The 19,252-nt window shown below is 43.2% G+C and carries 16 protein-coding genes; 8 read left to right on the top strand and 8 right to left on the bottom strand.

From position 1 onward, the window contains the following. The 7 genes from PHP90_RS10585 to PHP90_RS10555 form a co-directional block, all read right to left on the bottom strand. A partial coding sequence (locus tag PHP90_RS10585; RefSeq protein WP_299929408.1) for a TonB-dependent receptor occupies window positions 1-2,015 on the bottom strand: 2,015 nt, incomplete at its 3' end. A 10-nt stretch (window positions 2,016-2,025) separates the two neighbouring features. Further along, window positions 2,026-2,823: an acyl-CoA dehydratase activase gene (locus PHP90_RS10580; protein WP_299929405.1), complete on the bottom strand. Its 798-nt coding sequence runs from the start codon at window positions 2,821-2,823 to the stop codon at window positions 2,026-2,028. Continuing rightward, window positions 2,820-4,091 (bottom strand): 2-hydroxyacyl-CoA dehydratase family protein, encoded by a 1,272-nt coding sequence (locus PHP90_RS10575; RefSeq protein WP_299929402.1) that lies wholly within the window; start codon window positions 4,089-4,091, stop codon window positions 2,820-2,822. The genes PHP90_RS10580 and PHP90_RS10575 overlap by 4 nt, the downstream gene beginning before the upstream one ends. Further along, on the bottom strand, window positions 4,081-5,094 hold the full coding sequence (locus tag PHP90_RS10570) for a 4Fe-4S binding protein (RefSeq protein ID WP_299929399.1): 1,014 nt from the start codon (window positions 5,092-5,094) through the stop codon (window positions 4,081-4,083). Before PHP90_RS10570 ends, PHP90_RS10575 begins: the two co-directional genes overlap by 11 nt. Then, window positions 5,081-6,034, bottom strand: coding sequence for a hypothetical protein (locus PHP90_RS10565; RefSeq protein WP_299929396.1), 954 nt, complete (start codon window positions 6,032-6,034; stop codon window positions 5,081-5,083). Before PHP90_RS10565 ends, PHP90_RS10570 begins: the two co-directional genes overlap by 14 nt. A 27-nt stretch (window positions 6,035-6,061) precedes the next feature. Then, window positions 6,062-8,071 (bottom strand): TonB-dependent receptor, encoded by a 2,010-nt coding sequence (locus PHP90_RS10560; RefSeq protein WP_299929393.1) that lies wholly within the window; start codon window positions 8,069-8,071, stop codon window positions 6,062-6,064. A 16-nt stretch (window positions 8,072-8,087) separates the two neighbouring features. After that, entirely contained in the window at window positions 8,088-10,274 is a 2,187-nt protein-coding gene (locus PHP90_RS10555) for a TonB-dependent receptor (protein ID WP_299929388.1), read from the bottom strand. Between the two features lie 142 nt (window positions 10,275-10,416). Between PHP90_RS10555 and PHP90_RS10550 the strand changes: the two genes are divergently transcribed. The 8 genes from PHP90_RS10550 to PHP90_RS10515 all read left to right on the top strand — a co-directional run bounded on the left by PHP90_RS10550 (window position 10,417) and on the right by PHP90_RS10515 (window position 18,953). Further along, window positions 10,417-10,752, top strand: coding sequence for a TonB-dependent receptor plug domain-containing protein (locus PHP90_RS10550; RefSeq protein WP_299929385.1), 336 nt, complete (start codon window positions 10,417-10,419; stop codon window positions 10,750-10,752). Window positions 10,753-10,758: 6 nt separating this feature from the next. After that, window positions 10,759-12,663 carry a TonB-dependent receptor gene (locus PHP90_RS10545; RefSeq protein WP_299929382.1) on the top strand — a complete coding sequence of 635 codons (1,905 nt, stop codon included), beginning with the start codon at window positions 10,759-10,761 and terminating at the stop codon, window positions 12,661-12,663. 9 nt (window positions 12,664-12,672) lie between these two features. Further along, window positions 12,673-13,491, top strand: coding sequence for a hypothetical protein (locus PHP90_RS10540; protein ID WP_299929379.1), 819 nt, complete (start codon window positions 12,673-12,675; stop codon window positions 13,489-13,491). Continuing rightward, window positions 13,484-14,485, top strand: coding sequence for a 4Fe-4S binding protein (locus PHP90_RS10535; RefSeq protein ID WP_299929376.1), 1,002 nt, complete (start codon window positions 13,484-13,486; stop codon window positions 14,483-14,485). The genes PHP90_RS10540 and PHP90_RS10535 overlap by 8 nt, the downstream gene beginning before the upstream one ends. Window positions 14,486-14,490: 5 nt before the next feature. Continuing rightward, window positions 14,491-15,138: a sulfite exporter TauE/SafE family protein gene (locus PHP90_RS10530; RefSeq protein ID WP_299929373.1), complete on the top strand. Its 648-nt coding sequence runs from the start codon at window positions 14,491-14,493 to the stop codon at window positions 15,136-15,138. Beyond that, window positions 15,135-15,851 (top strand): TonB family protein, encoded by a 717-nt coding sequence (locus PHP90_RS10525; protein WP_299929370.1) that lies wholly within the window; start codon window positions 15,135-15,137, stop codon window positions 15,849-15,851. The genes PHP90_RS10530 and PHP90_RS10525 overlap by 4 nt, the downstream gene beginning before the upstream one ends. 178 nt (window positions 15,852-16,029) lie before the next feature. Further along, entirely contained in the window at window positions 16,030-17,298 is a 1,269-nt protein-coding gene (locus tag PHP90_RS10520) for a 3-isopropylmalate dehydratase large subunit (protein WP_299929367.1), read from the top strand. 125 nt (window positions 17,299-17,423) lie between these two features. After that, the gene (locus tag PHP90_RS10515; protein WP_299929363.1) at window positions 17,424-18,953 is read left to right on the top strand and encodes a hypothetical protein; all 1,530 of its coding nucleotides are present in this window, start codon (window positions 17,424-17,426) and stop codon (window positions 18,951-18,953) included. A 73-nt stretch (window positions 18,954-19,026) separates the two neighbouring features. Here the strand turns inward: PHP90_RS10515 and PHP90_RS10510 are convergent. Then, a partial coding sequence (locus PHP90_RS10510; RefSeq protein WP_299929361.1) for a neutral zinc metallopeptidase occupies window positions 19,027-19,252 on the bottom strand: 226 nt, incomplete at its 5' end.

The raw sequence follows: 19,252 nt of genomic DNA, 5'->3' as shown, positions 1-19,252 counted from the left end.
GATGTATCATACAGATGAGAAGTTGTCTCTACAGTCGCACTCGTGATATTTTTCACATTAAACTGCAATTTAAACGTTTTATCGATCCGTTTACTCGCATAAAGATCGAGCGTCCCGTACCCTTTTTGCGACTCAGAGATGAGATATTCCTGCGGATCATCATATCCTCCGACATAACGGTACGCCGCACCGTAAGTTACTTTTATATCTTTCAGCGTGTGATCGAATCCCACATTACAAAGAAAATTGGAAGTTTGTTTAATAGGTCGTTTATTTCCGCTCAGGGCATTGGTAAGTGTTGAATCTTGCAGTGTCGCGTTTGCAAAGATCCCCAATCCGTCAACATAGTCTTTCAACGATTTTTTGATCTCCATTTCGGCACCGTATAGCGAACCTTTACCCGCATTCTCCGGTTTTTCGATATACCGTCCGCTTAGCGTATCGTATTGGACGATATTTTCGATTTTATTGCTGATATTGCGATAAAAACCGCCGATACTTACGATCCCCTTATCCTCAAAAAAATGCTCGTAGCGGAGCTCGTAACTCAGCGCTTTCTCTTCGGTCAGATTCGGATTTCCGGTTACGTCCGGACGATGAATATCATTATAATCGAGAGTCGTATTTGTGCTTGTTGATAGCTGGCTTAATCGCGGAAGTCTCACCGTTTGGGCGACACTGGCCCGGATATTATCTTTGCCGCTTAGGTGATTTAAAATATGAAGTGACCCGACAAAATAATCGGTATTGGAAGTTGCTCCGAAATCTCGTGAGAGCGTTTCATATCGGATACCCGGTGTGATAACCGTCGTCTCGCCGAAATTGATCTCATCTTGTAGATACCACGAGACTTTATCCTCACGCATATGGACATTGTCACCCACACCCGTCGTATCGACACCGTTAACACTACGAGTTACCTCATCACGCTGATTTGAGCGCTTAATCTCGATACCGGATTTCACAAAATGTTCATCCAAGATCAGAGAATATACCCCTTCCATTCCGTAAAAACGGCTAAAGGCATAATCGTCATCTTTTTTGATATTCGTAACGGGTGTTGATGCCGATACCGTTTTTCCGTCCTCTTCGTATTGATGTATTTTGAGTTTCCACTCTAAAAGTTGATCGCTTGAGAGATGATGTTCGCCGCTGAGTGCTGACCATAGCATTGTACTCATGGAACGGTCTTCGCTTCGAAGTGCGGATGAAGCCGAAGGTGCGCCATCCAGAAACGTTTGCGAATCGATATCCTCCGCATCATGATTCCGTGTTAATGAGCCGTCGTACATATATTTATTTTTTGAAGAGGGGGTATAAATGATTTTACTTCGTACATTTAACGATTGATTATGCACTTCATCCTCTCGATTTTCGAGACTGTAGCCGGAACTGCTTTGTTTTAAGGCGTCATAATCGTCATTTTTACGTCGCTCCGATGCTGTAAAATTGACGAGATACGATACCTTGTCAACCTTCCCTTCTCGTTGGGCATACAACGACTCATTGAACAAATCACCATAGGTTCCTAAAGAGAGTTTTGCACTTGTCAACCCTTCCGCTTTTGGTTTTTTGAGGACGATATTGACGATCCCACCCATCGATTCGGCGGTATGTTCTGCCGAACCGTTGGTCATCACCTCAATTTTTTCAATCATATCGGGAGAAATATTTTCCAAAGGGCTCGCACGATGGCTCGTACTGGTCGTCGTCTCCTCTCCGTCTATCATAACAACGGTATACCCTTTTCCCGGAGCACTTTTAGCTCCCTTGCCGTTTGGAATAGTGACTCCGGGGGTGCGTCTGAGAATTTCCAGTGCATTCGTGTCACCGTACTGCGTTAACTCTGCTCCGTTGATTATCCGTTTTGCGATGGAATTATCCCTCCGCTCATCGATAGCCGTATAATTTTCTTCAATCTGTATTTTATCCAGTGATACAATCTCTTGCGCGCACGCGGTCGAAATCATTACACTTGAAGTGAGGATTATAGGGGTTAAAAGACGTTGTCTCACACTGTTTTCCTTATTCACACATAAATGCATCACACGCTAACACTGCCGCACCGTACGACGTTGTGATTTGCGGATATTCAGGGACAAAGATCTTATGCCCCAACTCATTTTCAATCGCACTGACCAAACCATCATTGAGGGCAGGCCCTCCGTCGAAATAGACGTTCTCTTTAACCCCGATCCGCTTCACCAATTTCACAATCCTCTTGGCAATCGAGTAATGGACTCCCGAGACGATATCTTCCACGCTGTGATTATTCCCCAGCAATCCGATAATCTCCGATTCGGCAAATACGGCGCACGTACTGCTGATCGAGAGCGGGGTCCCCACCGATTTGAAATGGTAGTCGCTCAGCTCATCCACCCCGATCTCCAGATTCATCGCGACGACATCGAGAAATTTCCCCGTCCCCGCCGCACATCGGTCGTTCATGGCAAAATTGACCACATTTCCCTCCGCATCGAGAGAAATTGCCTTGCTGTCTTGTCCCCCGATGTTAATGATCGTTTTGATCTCGCCGTAACTTTTCGCGGCTTGTTGCGCACCGATAGCGTTGGCGGTGATTTCACTCACATTTTCATCCGCTTCTTTGAACAGTTTTCGCCCGTATCCGGTCGCTACCGTATAGACGACCTCTTTTTCCTCGATCCCCAGCTCGCGCAACAACTCCCCGAGAGCTTCTTGAGCGTATTTGTAAAACATACTCCCGCTCGCACTGATTTTGTGACCAACCAGATTTTTATTCTCATCCGCGACACTGATTTTAATCGCGGTAGAGCCGATGTCTATCCCTACAAAATATCTCATTTTTTCATTCTCTTTCGATTTTTTAATGACTCTACGAATGCCTCAACCCGCGTCGTAAGCTGCCCGTGCTGTGAAGGGCTGTAATCGCTCTCGATATAGAGGATCGGAATCCCTTCGCGCTCCATAGCTGCGAGAACGCTGCGCTGTTCCATCTCATACACCTGACACCCCGCAAACGCCTGATAGATCACCCCATCCCCACTGTAACTGCGTACCAGTTGGATAATCCGTCGGATTCGATCATCGTTTTGGGTGAATATCGGACAGGTACACGCTTTGAGATATTTATCCGAAACCGAATCAATCATGTCATAGAGATTCCACTCATCCACCGCCACCATGTCGTTAAACATACGGTTCGAACTGCACGTCTCATCGGCGACGATGACCGCATCGCTCTGCTCGATGATAAGAGGGATTTTATAGTTGGGGAAAATCGGCGGTGACCCCGTATAAACGATGCGCGGACTCGCTTTTCCTGCTACATTGACACCCGCACTTGCCCGTTGTTCCAACTCTGCAACCAGTTTTTCGACCGCGCCGATCCACTCATCTATTTTGTCAAAGAAAAAAGCATTCGTGACCAAAAACATATCGACACCCAAAATCGGAACCGCTTTGTTTTTCCGAAATTCGGTGAGCTTGTGGTAGAGCGACTGCGCGTAGCCGATCTTTTTAATCGCACTCTCCAGATTGGATCGGGTCAGTTTTTTCCCCTGAAATTTGGAGAGTTTCACCGCAAAACTTTTGACGCTCTCGCGCCAGTAATGATGGCTCTCTTCACTCTCTTTGGTACGGGGAAAGCCGACATCGATGACGGTATGACCGAAACTCTCGATGATGGCTCCCGCTTTGGTTTTTTGATCGCATGTAGTCGGAGAAAAGGTGATATCAGGCTTGTCAGAGAAATTATCCGAAGCAAACCATCCTACCGTCGCCTTGACTAACGGACACGATTTTTGGGGTAACAGATCGCTGCCGATCTCATCATCGGTATAAAACCCGTTACAAAGCCTAATCGGCACACCGTCCAGCGCGTAGATGATCTCGGAAGGGATTTGGATACACATCGTCCCGATTTTCACTTTCCCCTCATGCAGCGGTTCATGTCGGCAATAGACCGTTTCAAATAGATCGTAAAAATAGCCCATGCTTTGGATCGGAAATTTAAAATCCTCTTTGAGGGCATTAATGACGCTGATCGCTTCCATCGCCTTGTGACGATTCTGTCGCTGATGCGGCGTTTCTATCGTGTGTTCAGTGTGCATGTTTTTCCCCTCTCTGATCCATCGCCATACGGAGAATGAATCCCTCTTTGGTCGATTCGAAAATAGTGGCTCCCATAAAATTAGCCTCCAAACACCCCTCTTCAGGACATGCGGCAACGCATTTCAGACAGAGGGTACAATCCTCAGTAACCAGATTTTTGCTCGTCACGTCATCGGCGATTTCGAGGATGTCCATATCGCAGGCGCGGTAGCAATCGCCGCATCTGGTACATTTGGCTCCGTCTTTATAGAGTTTGAGCAATGCGGGCTTTGAAAAAACGTACTGCAATGCCGCCATCGGACAAAAATAACAAAAGAACCGCTTTTTTACGAATGATCCGACTAAAAACAGCCCGACGATTATCATCCCTAGCGTCGTCATCACCAAATCCGTTTTCGAGGAAAAATCGATGTAAAACTGGTTGAAATGTCCCGTAAATGCCGGGATCATCATCCGCCCGGGACAGATATCGCAAAACGGCATCGATAGCCCGTTGGGGAGTTTCGGAAGACCGAACACCGAGTTGGCAATCATCACGGGGAGCAGCAGCAACAAAATCAGCAAGATGTATTTGATACTTTTGATCTTCCCGCGATTCGCCCATGAGTATTCGCTGTAACGGATTTTGGATTTTTCCCGCACCATCGTGAGCCAGTCTTGCATCGTCCCCAGGGGACAGACGAAACCGCACCACCCTTTGTTGAGCGCCCAAAACCACACCATAAACATCCCCAGAGAAATGAGAAATGCGTATCCGGCAAACCCGACGAATCCCTCTAAGGGATGTTTCAAATCATGCTGAAGCTCTCCGACATAACATTTTCCTCCCGTCCCCTCTCCGTTAAATACACACGCAAATGTCGGCAATTTATTCCCTAAATCGAGTCCGATGTATCCTCCGTAAACGATCAAAACAAACGCGACAATCTGAAACCAAAACCGAAACCGCACGAGGTTCATGTTATTGACACTGCGGCGGAGACTAAACTTATTCTTCGTCAAAATAGATCTCCTTGGGCGTTTTACGCTTACGCCGTCGGTTATAATACAGCCCCAGTGAAAAGACCAGCATCACCCCGATAGCGGTCGCAAATCCTAGTGTTCTTGATTCGTATTCGAGCGGTGAGGGAGCAAATGAGAGCGGTAACGTCATCACGTAATGGACAGAGCGGTATTGTCCCCCGTCGTATACCCCCGACTCATTCACATCATACGACGCTTCGACTATCATTTTCTCCGAATGTTTTTTATCTTTTTCAGTCTCCGCATAGGAATTGCGCGGAATTTCAAATGAGACCAAACCCTCTTGATCAGGCTGCACGACATTACTCCATCCGCTTTCCATGCTCACCCTCAGAGGAATCTCTTTTTGGATATCCCCTTTATAATAGACTCTAAAAGGGGCGATGTCACCCGAATAGAGACAGCAGTTGATATGGTGCTTTTTGATCGGCTTTTCCATAACCAGTTCAAAAGAAAGCTGCGAGAGAGGTTCATGGTCATAATGTGAATCGTTCGTTTTCCCCCGAATCTCTTTGAGTAGTGATTGAGAGATATTCCCTTCTTTGTTATAGACCCTTAGCGACGAAAGGTTGACATAAAGAACTCCTTCGTGAACCGACTTTTGCTCAAAATAGAGACGATACCCCCCCTTGTACTCAGGAGTAAAAGAGATTTTTCCACCGCTTACATTGTGCTCGGTAACAACACGATCCATATCACGGATATAGATAACAGCATTTTTGCAATCGTGCTCTTTTTTATTCTCCTGAAGCGTCCCTTTTTTTATAACGAACTCTTTTATCCCTGACTCTTGATCGGCACCTTTGCAGCATGATTTCTTTTTAATCTCATCGAGCCAAAGTAAATTATCCGCAAAAAGCGAAATACTCATCAATACCAATATCATTGCCGTCTGCATTTTAAACGTGAAAATACGCACCTGTTCCTCTCCTTTTTTCACGTTAGATTAAAATGTCATTTTTAACGCACCGAATACAACTCTGCCCGGTGAAACATAATATTCGGTATAGCTTCGGTCAAAAAGGTCGTCGACTGAAAGAGTCGCTTCCAAATGTTCACCCAATTTTTTAGAAAGTTTTAAATCAAGTAATGTGTAACTTTTATATTCAGCCGTATTCGCATCATTGCTGTAGCGATCACCCACATAACGGGCTGATATTTTTGTATCTATAAGATTCGGATTGGCATACAGCAAACTGATTGAACCCTTGTGTTTAGGTACTTCGATCAAATATTTACCCTCAAGTGCCGTGTTTTCTTTGTATTCTTCGATTTTTGATGTGTTGTAGGTATAGTTCGCTAATACCTGAATCTGGTCAGTAAACGGATAAGAAGCATCTACTTCAACCCCCCGAATTTTTACTTTTCCGACATTGGTTTTGGTTTGGGCAGCCGTATATCCTCCGCTTGGAGGAGTAGTGATGTAATAGAAAAAATCTTTGGCATCACTCTGATAGGCAGTGACACTTAATTTTCCGGTATCAAAAATCTTTTGATCAATCCCTACTTCATACGACTTGACACTCTCAGGTTTTAAATCCGGATTGCCGTACCAAATTTTTGATCCCGACACAAACGTATTGTATAAATCTGACAATGTAGGTGCGCGATAAGCACGCCCCGCAGAAGCTCTAAAGGATGTAGTATCAGTGAGATGATTGACAATACCGATTTTCGGACTAAACCCGTTGGTGGATGTGCTGCTATAGTACGTATCGGTAGTTGCTAGAGAACTATCATAACCATGCCCGTCATAGTTTGTCCACGAATCATACCGTCCGCCGAGATTAATGATCCAGTTTTCTCCGATAAAGATTTCATCCTGCAAAAAAAGTCCTATGTATTTTTGCTTACCTTCCACTTTTATATTTTTTCCGCTCCCGTCAATGTAATGATTAAACCGATCGATGCTTCCCTGTCTTAGATCGACACCAGCGACAAACGTACTCGTACCAAACAGCGCATTATCCGTAAATGGTATCGTCGTTTGTATCGTTCCGCCGCGATCATCATTTGTACTGGAACTTTCATATTGGACAGCCGTTTTAGCCGAGTTGGCAGAATCATATGAACTGAATTCATCTTTTATAAAAGCTTTAACTAATATCTCATTGTCATTCTCAAATTTTTTCGTGTAACCGGCCGTATATGTTTTTTGTTTTTGATAATACGGATTAAAGCTGTCGATAGGAAGTGTCCCTGTAGTTTGATTGTCATAATACGAACCCGAGAGAAAAAGTGAAGATGTCCCATCCGGATCATACGTCAATTTGCCATTGAGGTTATCCCGTTTTGTCCCTTTATCCCGGGTATACGATTTAGTATTAGCCGGAGTTTCGGGATTGTATCCATCACTCGTAGTTCTGTCTCCCGAAAGGAAGTATCCCACTTTCTCCACTTTTCCTATCGTAGAAAGTGAACCGATTTTGGTATTCATACTTCCATAATTGAGTGTTACATCTGTTTTCGCTTTATTGGTCGGTTTTTTCGTAATGATGTTAATAACACCGCCCATAGCACCGGAGCCGTATAGGGCTGATGTCGCTCCTTTTACTATCTCAATTCTTTCTATCGCCGAGATAGGTATTCGATTCCATTCGATATCACCTCCATAAAGATCATTCATAGGGACACCGTCGATAAGCAATAAGACACGCCCTTCAGTCGTCCCCCCGAACCCGCGCATAACAATTTTATTCGAAGTTCCGCTAGTCACTGCGCCCATACTGTGTTTCACATCCAAACCGGATACTTCTTTTAATAATTCATCCGCACTCTGAGCTACTGAATTTTTAATATCCTTTTGCGTTATCACTTCGATACTTGCCGGAACATCGATTACTTTTCGTTCCGTACGAGTCGCCGTTACCGATACATCCCCTAAATCAACCGCTTCGTTAGCATATGCACTACCGCAAACGGCAATAACAGCTAAAGACAATGTAATTTTTCTCATCCTATCTCCTCTTTTGTTAAAATTTGAACGTCAATTCTGCGTACAATGTCCGACCCGGATTCAACCCGTTTTGATAAAACTCTTTATCAAAAATGTTATTCACTGCCAATGATCCATTTAGCCATTTTTGAATCTGATACCCGATTTTTGCATCAGTAGTAAAATACGATTCATATGCTCCATACACATTTTTGATGACATCCGAATTGTCATCTTTTGTCCAAAGATCATCCACATAATTTCCGATAATCGACCCGCTCCAATCCCCTTTTTGACCACTTATTCCCAAATTAAATTGTTTTTCAGGGACGTAAGTAAGATGTTTTCCTACCAGCAGTGGATTGGCTTCATTTTTTGTAATTTTTGTTTTGTTATACGTAAAGTTCGCAAATGCACCGATTCCTTCTGCCAATTCCTGCTTGACTTCCAATTCCAGCCCTTTTATTTCCGCTTTTCCTGCATTGCGTTTTTCATTTAGGGTCGCACTGACATCAGTCGAATAGATCAAATCTGTGAGGTAGTTTTCATAATAGGTTGCTTTGAGTGACGTTTTTGTATCAAATCTTTGCTCGAATCCGAGCTCCCACGACGTCGTTTTCTCAGGCTTGAGATTCGGGTTGGCCTGAATCAGCTTGCTTCCCGACATATAGGTTGAATACAGATCTGATAACAACGGAGCCTTAAAAGCTTCCCCTACAGATGCTCTTAAAGTTGTATTTTTAGACGGCAAATAGACGACAGAGGCTTTCGGGCTGAATTGAGAATCTTTGCGAGTGTTATAAAGAAAAGAATACGACGGGGTTCCATAATTTTCAACCAAACCATCCGTTGACCACGAATCATATCGTCCGCCAAGATAGACAGACCATTCGTTGTTTAAATCAATCGTATCTTGGATAAAGATCGCTTTAGTTGTACTTTTTCCGTTAGCGATAGACATGAGGGATGTTTGGCTTGAATCGTCTTGCCAATTTGACAAAGAATGCACTTCTTTTTTGAGCTCATTTTTATTGAGATCGGCTCCGACTACCATGTAGTTCATATCACCCAGAGCAAAATCTATCATCCCCGATACATACGTTTTCGTATTCGGTATATCCGAAATAGATCCCGATCCTCCGCTTGAAACTGCTCCGGTAAGCTGCGATTTATACCAATAATCATAATCCGTGTATGCCGCTTTTATTTTGGCATTTACCGCATTAAACAGCTTTGTTTCATACCCTATCGTATATTTTTTGGTCTCCTCTCCGGTAGGACCGAATAAAAAATCTTTCTCTGAAAGGGACGCTTTTAATGACGTATCCAATTGAACCGAGCCGGAGTAAACCGGATTTCCCGATCCGTCTTTGAGATAAGTATTAAAACTATTAAATTCCGTTTTATGTTCATGATAAGTGTAGCCGAACGTTAATTTCGAAACATCGTCAAATTGGTAAAACAGATTGATTCCGGCATTGTTCATCCACCAAGATTTTTTCCCTTTGTCCCCTACAATATAAACTGTATTTCCGGTAGAAGATGTTGTTTGCACTTGTCCGGTCACTGCCGTTCCTCCCGTTCCTGACGAGGGTGTTTTCACAACGAAATCATTGATATAGCCATCACTTTCTTGACGATTAAAATTGAGTGAGATTCCTAGTTTTTCAGATATTTTATCCCGATACGATCCTGATATATTTTTAAAATTATTGCTTCCATATCCTGTTTTGATCGTCATTTCTCTCTTGGCAGGTTCCTTGGTAATAACATTTATAACGCCCCCCATGGCATTTCCGCCATAAAGCGATGAAAACGGCCCTTTTACCACCTCGATTTGTGAGATATTTTCAACAGCGATATTTGACCAGTTTACCCCGCCGGAAAAAGCATTATTAAGAGGTATATCATCTATCAAAACAGCCGTTCGGGCATACCCGGGGATACCTCTAAGCGTTACAGCATTACTCCAACTGTTAGGGGTGTTATCCGCATTTGCCCGTACATATACGCCGGCAACATCTTTGATGGCTTCATCGGCTCTCTGAACCGATTTTTCTTCGATTTTCTTTGCACTCACAATCTCGACACTCGCCGGAGATTCCAATGTACTTTGCAAAGTTTTAGTTGCAGTGACTGACACATCTCCCAAATCAACCACTTCATTTGCATAGGCACTGCTGCAAAAGATAACCGCTGCCATTGATAGCTTAATTGTATTCATTAATATCCTTGTATTAAAAAAATTCAAGAATTATTTCAAATAAGTGTTACATTAGTGTTAACTTAAATTAACTACTTAACACTAATGTAACACTTTTGTTTCATAATCGCACCCTTAATTCCATTAAACTTAAGGAAATGCGATGTCCAAACCCCGCCAAATCTCTCACAGTATTCTGCTGTCAACACTCCTTGCTACAACGTGTTTTGCAAGCGAAAATCTCGGAACCATCGGTATCGATTCGACAACTATCGATGACCGATTTGAGTCCAAAAAAACTGAAGTGTCCAATACAGCTACTATAAGCGGTGAAACCGTTGACGAAGCGCACATCGAGAACATTCAACAGGTACTCAATCGTATTCCGGGGCTCACAACCGAAGTAACCGGAGGCGATAAATTCAAACTCCATATTCGGGGAGTAGAAAATCAGCGTTATATGGGAGAAAAACCGGGAGTAGCTGTGGTTATCGACTGAGTTCCCGTGTTTGAGCGAACCGGATCAGTTAACATCGATCTCGATAACATCGAATCGATCAAAGTCGTCAAAGGTGGTGCGTCTTACCTCTTCGGTGAAGACGCTCTCAGCGGTGCGGTAATTATCACAACAAAAAAAGGGGCTAAAAATAGCTACAGTGCCGTTGGAGTTGAAGCTGGAAGCTTTGATTATCTCAAATATCTTGTTCGTGGCGGATATTCAACCGATAAGTATAATTTTTACGTCCAGGGGACACAGCGAAAAAGTGACGGTTATTGGGAAAACGGCGGTTACGATAATAAATACCTTAACTCGAAATTTCAGTATTACATCGATGACACCAGTGATATCACTGCCGGTATCGAATTATCTGATCGAAACAAAGACAGCCACGGTACCGTCAAAGGGGTAACTGAAGCAGAAACAAATCCAACCAGTGCCTATAACGGGACGGGAGATCGTGATTACGCCCGTAAATTTGACGTTCAGTTAGCCAAATATTTTCTCACCTATGCGAAAACGATCAATGATTCCTCTAATCTCCTCGTCAATGTCTACCAATACAATGACGACACCAATTTCATCAGCAACCCTATCAAATACGACACAACCGGAGCTAAAGTTACCGATGATAATGCGTATGGGACCAATAATGACTACTTTCAGATCCAACGGGGGATTAAAAGTGAACTCCGTACATCAGGCCAAACATTTGCAACAATGCTCGGACTCGATCTACGAGATAACTATTATGAAAATAAAACCAACATTTTACAAAGCTACTGCACCCGAATGGGATCAACCGCCTGTTCAAATCCGAACAACATCAAAACAGCCGGAACAATCACCGGAAACGATGAAACCGATGAAAATGTCTATGCCCTCTACGGTGAGCTAAAATATGCCCTCTCCAATGATTTGGTTATGACCGGAAACGCCCGATATGACCGCATTACGATGGATTATGATGACACCCTCAACAGCATCCAAATCAAAAAAACATTCAATGTCGGCTCATATCGCCTCGGCACCACTTATACACTTACCCCATCATCGTCGCTTTACGCAAATGTCTCAACCGGATTTCGCACACCGACGGTAAGCCAGCTTTTTTCAGGAGATATCGATCCGACCAACACCAAAGTTGAAAGCAACCATGCCCTCAAACCGGAAATTTCATACAACTACGAAATCGGACTTCGTGGGAACACCTCCTGGTTTGACTATGATATGGCCGTATTCATGATCGATCGGAAAGATTATATTATGGCCAATGTCGGGCAATACGCTTCAACCGATCCGGCAAATCCGCTCTACACCGCAACCCAATATGACAATATCGGCGGAATGCGAAATAAAGGATTTGAACTCTCCCTTAACACCGATCGCAAAGAGACGTTTTTCTTTGATTTGGCCTATTCCTTTATTGATGCCAAATTTACTCAATACGACAACTTTAACCTGACATTAGGAAATTCTTACGGAACATACGTTTCGACACTGACTAACCCTGCGTCACAATATACGATTGAGCACTATAACCTCACGGGAAATGTCGTTCCGCGCGTTCCAAAACATACTCTAAACCTCAGCGTAGGCTACAACTACAACGAACATCTTCTCCTTACCACCGAGCTCAACGCCAAATCAAACTATTATGCCGATGAGCTCAACCGAATTGAGATTGCGGGACAGGCAACACTCAACTTTCTGGCAAACTATACCACCAAAATTTATGGATACCGATTCGAAGCGTTCGGTCGAATCGATAACGTCTTGAATAAATTCTATTACAACACGGCGCGCGCCAGCGGAGATGCCAACAGTGACGGAATCTTTGATGCCGAAGACCTCTCCATCACCGTGAATCCTGGGCGTGTCTATACGGCAGGCTTATCCGTTAAATTTTAAGGAAATACTATGAAAAATGGACTTGCAGCACTCCTTATCGCCTCCTCTCTTTGGGGATACGGCAACGGAGTTATTTATTGGGCACCGCATATTTCTCATGGCGGTGAGCATTCCCACAGTAAACACGGGGGACACGGTATGGGCGAAACCACCATGCTTCACGCAATGAATCTGGAAGGAAACAGTACGGTCACATTGATAAAACCCGATTTATCGAAAGAAGACCTAAATCTTACCGATACTGCGCTGACTCTCCCTAAAGCCTCAATCGGCGGTTATTATGCCCTCGTCCTCACTCACCGTACAGATAATCAAGTCGATAGTGCTATTCGTTATTTATCCCAACAAGGGCGTCCGAGCAAAATCTCTCCGACAAAACTGACCGCACTCCCTAAAACAGATTTGGAGATCGTCCCTGATCCGTTGCACCGTGAGCATGATCACTATACCGCCTCCAAATCGTACCATTTTGTACTCCGTTTGCACAATCACGCTCTGGCAAATACAACGATATTTTTAGAAACACGAGACACCCCTGTGCAGACTGTTACGACGGATACGGATGGAAAATTCACCGTCACTCTCCCCAACGATTTTAAAAATGTGCAAATCGGCAGAAGCGAAAACAAACCTTCCGAATTTCTCCTCACCACTCAATACCGTGAAGGCGACACACTCTATAAAACTGCATTGACCATGCCCTACAGTCTCAACCCGAATGATTACTGGCAATCCCAAAAGTACGGTGCAGGTGCCGTATTTATCGGTTTCCTAGGGGGATTGTTCCTCTATCGCCGCAGCAAAAAAACAGGAGTACCCCGTGGATAAACTATTGACCGTAACAGCCCTTCGACGGGTTATTCAACTTACCGCATTTGTCTTTTTCGTCTACGGTGCGATGATTTTTACTACTTTTTATACCGGAGACAAACTTACCCAAAGTCTCCCTGCCCTCTCATGTGCGTATGACATGAAGGGTGGGGATTTCTGTACTCTCATTCCGTTGCAGCATCAGATGGATCATCGGGTATCGAGCATCTTTACCCAAGGCGAAAAAGTGTTGCCGGCATTGATGGGAACCCTCATCACCTTGGGAACCGTCGCGGTGCTCATCCTCATCCTCAACAAAGCATTTTGCGGCTGGCTCTGCCCGCTCGGATTTTTTCAAGACGTATTCACGATGATCGGAACCAAGCTGGGACTCACTCAGCTAGGCAGCCTTTCACGTGAAGCCGTCAATAAAATCCGCCCGATCAAATGGTTTATTTTCCTCTTTCTAGTGTTGATTCTCCCTCTTTTAACAGGGATCGGATTTTTGGGGCATGAGTGGGGCAATCCTTATTGTTCTATCTGCCCGAGCCGTATCATGACGACTGCCATGGGAGGCGATATGTCTCAGGTTTATATCTCTCAGGCTAACTGGGGATATTTTACCCTCTCTCTCATCGCCGATCTGATGTTCGGATTGATGGTTGCCCTTGCTCTCTTCGTCCGTCAACCGTTTTGTCGTATCTGTCCTATGCTCCCGATGCAAACCTTGTTTAAAAAAATCGGTTTGTTACGCCTCGTTAAAAACGGCGATTCTCATTGTGACTCATGCGGCAACTGCGTCAAAGCATGCCCTATGGATATTTATGAGATTCAAGACCAGGCTGAAAACAAAAATATTACCCATGCTGATTGTACCCTCTGCGGCCGATGCGTCGAATTCTGCCCGCATGATGGAGTAATGAACTTCAAATACGGCCCTATTACAATCCTCTCTTCGTCCAAAGAATCCTTTAAAAAACGGACGAAAATCGATAAATGGTGGAAAGAGTAACTCGTATGGAAACGATAACGCTTCTTTCACTCTTTATTGTCGCTCTCTCCTACGGAGCGACAGCCTGTATGCTCACCTGCATGCCGCTGCTATCGCCGATTCTTTTGGCGAACGGCAGTACTCGGCAACAAAGTTTGAAAGTTCTACTCCCGATCAGTCTGGGGCGTATCAGCGGCTATGTTTTCCTCTCCCTCATCGCTTATCTCGGTGCGACCATGATTAAAACACTCATCAGCGACACGACGCTAATGGGGTATCTCCTCGGCAGTGTCACATTGATCCTCGCCGGACGGTTATGGTTTTCACTCAGAGCTTCCGCATCATGCTGCAGTACATCAGCCAACACCCCGCAGGGGAACATCGCCCTCTTTATGACCGGAATGTTTCTCTCCATGTCGATATGCGCACCCGTCGTCACCATGATGACCCTCAGCGCTACTAGCACCTCTATTCTATGGGCAATAGCCTATGGCTTAGCCTTCGGTCTGGGTGCGACACTGTTGTGGTTTTTCTTTTTTTCTGTGGTTCTTACACGAGTGCTCAAAGAGAGTCTGAAACATCTCTCGCAGTACCGCAATGTATTACAACACCTAGCGCCCCTGTTCCTCGCGGGTGTCGGTATAGCAATTTTTAAAGGATGGATACGATTATGAACACGACTTCTAAAGCCTTCGGGGTTTCATTAGCTTTTCACTCATTGATGGCACTTTTCGCCCTTTTGATGCTCAGTGCCTTTCATACGCCAAAAGTTCAAACCTTTGCGTTGCCGATAAAACACATTACGATAGTCTCCCTGAGCCAACCTTCCAAAATCATGTCACCTCCTACCGAGGTGGCGCAGCTGCCTAAACAAAAACCGATACCTGAAACACCCAAACCAAAAATGGCCGAACCTCTAAAACCGACTCTGCCAACCGTGGTTAAACCTCTCGTATCCACACCTCAAGCACAACCGGTCGCAACTCCGGTACAAGAAGTGGCTGCTGCAGTCGAACCAAAACCGACCATCTCAATCGCTACAGTTCAATCACCCGCACAAAGTCCGACCAAATCCGTACAGAAAGCCGATCTAAGTGCCGTAAAAAACTCCTTTTTCGCCTCTTTGCGCTCCAATATTCAGCGTCACTTACGCTACCCCTCAGCGGCTCGTCGCAGAGGGATGGAGGGAGAAGTGAATGTCCACTTCACTCTGACGGATACAGGAGTTATCAAAAACATCGCTGTACGTCAGGGAGAGAGCATCTTTCATGAAGCGGCCAAACTAGCAGTAGCCTCTGCGTCTGGAGTTAAGGTACCAGAAGTCTTGGGGGATTCCCTTCCGATTGAGATCGATTTGACCCTTGAGTTTACCCTCAACAACGGTTAATCGATACCTATAAAAACGCTAAGACTCGCTGTGGTATAATCGCGCCACAAATATACTGTGATACGCGTGCATAAAACTTTAAAAAAGCACGCAAGCGTGCGCGGGCTCTCTGCCGAAGAGAACTTAGCGTTAGCGTAGCCGTCGGGACGTGTTCCGATGGCGTATCCGAAGGGTAAAAATGAAGCAAACCATTACTGAAAAAATATTCTCCGAACACGTCGGTCGTACGGTGTACGCAGGTGAAATCGTCCGTTCACCGATCGACATGGTTATCGGTAACGACATCACAACCCCTATCTCGATCAAAGCATTCGAAGATTCGGGCGCAACCCGCCTTGCTAATCCGGACGGTTTTTCGATTGTCCTCGATCACTTCATCCCTGCAAAAGACATTGCATCGGCAAACCAAGCCCGTATCAGCCGCGATTTTGCTAAAAAGCATGCTATGAAAAACTTTTTCGATGAAAAAGATATGGGAATCGAACACGCATTGCTTCCTGAAAAAGGGTTGGTTGTTCCGGGTGACGTCATCATCGGTGCCGATTCTCACACCTGTACGCACGGAGCACTCGGTGCTTTCTCCACAGGGATGGGTTCGACTGACCTCGCATTCGCGATGATCACCGGAGGAAACTGGTTCAAAGTCCCTGAGTCTATCAAAGTCGTCCTCAGCGGAAAACCGGGGAAATATACGACCGGAAAAGATATCATTTTGGAAGTTATCCGCATGATCGGGGTTGACGGTGCATTGTACCGTACCCTCGAATTCACAGGAAGTACGATTGCCCATCTCAACATGGATGACCGTTTCAGTATGTGTAACATGGCGATCGAAGCGGGTGCAAAAAGCGGTATCGTCGCATATGACGATGTCACGGCAGAGTTCCTTGCCGACAAGCCTCTTGCGCGTGAACCGAAAATTTTCTATTCCGATGAAGACGCCACTTATGTTCAAGTATTGGAAATCGATGTCGCCAACCTCGAACCGGTTATCGCCTATCCGTTCTTGCCATCAAACGGGCACAGCCTCAGCCAAGCCGTTAGCGACAAAATCAAAGTCGATCAGGCATTCATCGGCAGCTGTACCAACGGCCGTTTGGGCGATCTTAAAATTGCCGCTGAAATCCTCAAAGGCAAACGTGTCCATCCGGACGTCCGCCTCATTGTCACTCCGGCGACACAGCGCATCGCTCGCGAAGCGACAAAAGCGGGGTATATGGATATCATCATCGATGCGGGCGGCGTCGTCTCCAACCCGACCTGCGGTGCATGTTTGGGCGGATATATGGGGATCTTGGGCGATGACGAAGTCGCCATAGCGACAACCAACCGTAACTTCGTCGGACGCATGGGTTCACGCTCATCAAAAGTCTATTTGGCGAACTCTGCCGTAGCAGCCGCTTCGGCGATCACAGGGTATATCACCGATCCTGCAACTATCAGCTAAGAGATTTCTCTTAGTAATACGTAACATATATCTCAAGTAAAGTTGTAAAAAGTAGCGATTTATTCTCAAGGCTATAATCTAATATAATCCTATTTAAATTTTATCTCTACAAAAAGGAATGATTGGTGAATAATCCTACAGGTAAAATAATGGGAGATGACCTGACAAATTTACTTGATAAAGAATATAATTTACATTTAAACCACATTATAAATAAATTATCCCAACTTGATGCAACTGATACTTTTTATAAATGGCATCATATTGTACTTTCGATTGAAGAATTTATAAATATCCCACTGTATGAAATAGATGATATTAATGACATGGAAACAATACTTTCCACTCCATTAAGTATGAATTTTTTAGAAAATGAACAACTAATAAATGCGATAAAAATTATACAAAATACTTTTGATAATAATATTGCGACTAGATTTATAAACTTATTAGTAATGACAATTGCAATAAATCATTCCTTTAAACTACATGGAATAAATTTATTTGATGATGACACTTATTTAGACACAATTGGCAATGCAGTTGTATATTATCAATCAAGAAGACGATATTTTATTACACTATTATATTTAATACCTAAAATTTCTAAGGGTATACAAAAAATTTCAAACAATGATTTATTAAATGAATTATTACATATTATAGAAGTACACTGCATCCCAGTAACATCTATAAATCATAAACAGATTTTACATAAAATATACAGTGATTTTTATGTAGTTTCAGATGGTCATGCAGTTACGGGTAATTATCATTATCAACCATTAGATGAATTATTTTTAGAACCTGAAAGAATTTCTATAGTAGACCAAATGATATATAGAAATGAACAAATAACTCAATTGGAGTTATTTACCATACCAGAAGGTAAAGTTTTTTCTACTTCAGAATTAAAGAATTCTATTTTATTAATTGAATCTGCTTATGCTTTTTATGAAATCGAAGATTCGGATTTTATAATGTATAAAAATATTATATTTAACCTTCTCAAGCATTCAGATGATAATTATTTCATTTCCATTAGTAAAAAAGAATTTGAAAAAATTATAGTAAATTATTCAAATACAAATAAAACAAAAATTTATAATAATCTATTAAATCATTCAACTGATTATATTGTAAATTTAAATTCATTTCATCCTTTAATAGAGTTAAATTTAAAATATGTTTCTAATGTAAATTTATTAATGAGATTTTTATATTATTTTAAAAATATTTTTTTAAATAGAAAAAAAAGATTCCAAATTCATGCTGGTTTTGTCTTTGAGGACATAGTTAAACAGGAACTTTCCAATGCTGGATTTTTTATAACTGATATAAAAAGAATTAATAGAAAAGAATTCGATGTTGTTACAATCAAAAATAATATTATATATAATTTTCAATGTAAGAATAATTTGATTGATTTAACTTATTTACAAGCTTTTCAAAAAAAATTCATTAGATACAACAAATATTTAGTCAACTATTATAGTAAAGCATTACTTAATGAAGAACATAGAGAAGGGCTTTTACAAAATAAGTTAAGTATTAACACAATCAATCATTATGTAGTGTCACGATTTCCAGTAATTACAAATAATGAAAGAATAATATCATTTAATAATTTACAAAATTTTGCAAAAGAAATATAGAATATGATTAGGGGTGGAATGACCCACAAATACTAAACACTTTTTTTTCGGTAATTGCAAAATACAACACTAATCATACCCCCGTATTACACGCTTCCAACGTCCCTTTATCAAACCCTCTTTTAAACCACTCCATCCGCTGTGCCGAGGTTCCGTGGGTAAACGCATCGGGGACGACATATCCCTGTGATTGTTTTTGGAGAGTATCATCACCGATCTGACTGGCGGCGTTGCGTGCTTCCTCGATGTCTCCCTCTTCGAGTACCGCTCTCTCTTTTTGGGTGTGGGATGCCCAGACT

Source organism: Sulfuricurvum sp. (assembly GCF_028712165.1).
GTDB lineage: Bacteria > Campylobacterota > Campylobacteria > Campylobacterales > Sulfurimonadaceae > Sulfuricurvum.
This window is presented reverse-complemented; position numbering and strand designations above follow the sequence as displayed.

Bases quoted from the DNA above. Each gene is read 5' to 3' on its own strand.
- PHP90_RS10580 (WP_299929405.1), bottom strand. From the start codon at position 2,823: ATGAGATATTTTGTAGGGATAGACATCGGCTCTACCGCGATTAAAATC.
- PHP90_RS10575 (WP_299929402.1), bottom strand. From the start codon at position 4,091: ATGCACACTGAACACACGATAGAAACGCCGCATCAGCGACAGAATCGT.
- PHP90_RS10560 (WP_299929393.1), bottom strand. From the start codon at position 8,071: ATGAGAAAAATTACATTGTCTTTAGCTGTTATTGCCGTTTGCGGTAGT.
- PHP90_RS10555 (WP_299929388.1), bottom strand. From the start codon at position 10,274: ATGAATACAATTAAGCTATCAATGGCAGCGGTTATCTTTTGCAGCAGT.
- PHP90_RS10550 (WP_299929385.1), top strand. From the start codon at position 10,417: ATGTCCAAACCCCGCCAAATCTCTCACAGTATTCTGCTGTCAACACTC.
- PHP90_RS10540 (WP_299929379.1), top strand. From the start codon at position 12,673: ATGAAAAATGGACTTGCAGCACTCCTTATCGCCTCCTCTCTTTGGGGA.
- PHP90_RS10530 (WP_299929373.1), top strand. From the start codon at position 14,491: ATGGAAACGATAACGCTTCTTTCACTCTTTATTGTCGCTCTCTCCTAC.
- PHP90_RS10525 (WP_299929370.1), top strand. From the start codon at position 15,135: ATGAACACGACTTCTAAAGCCTTCGGGGTTTCATTAGCTTTTCACTCA.
- PHP90_RS10520 (WP_299929367.1), top strand. From the start codon at position 16,030: ATGAAGCAAACCATTACTGAAAAAATATTCTCCGAACACGTCGGTCGT.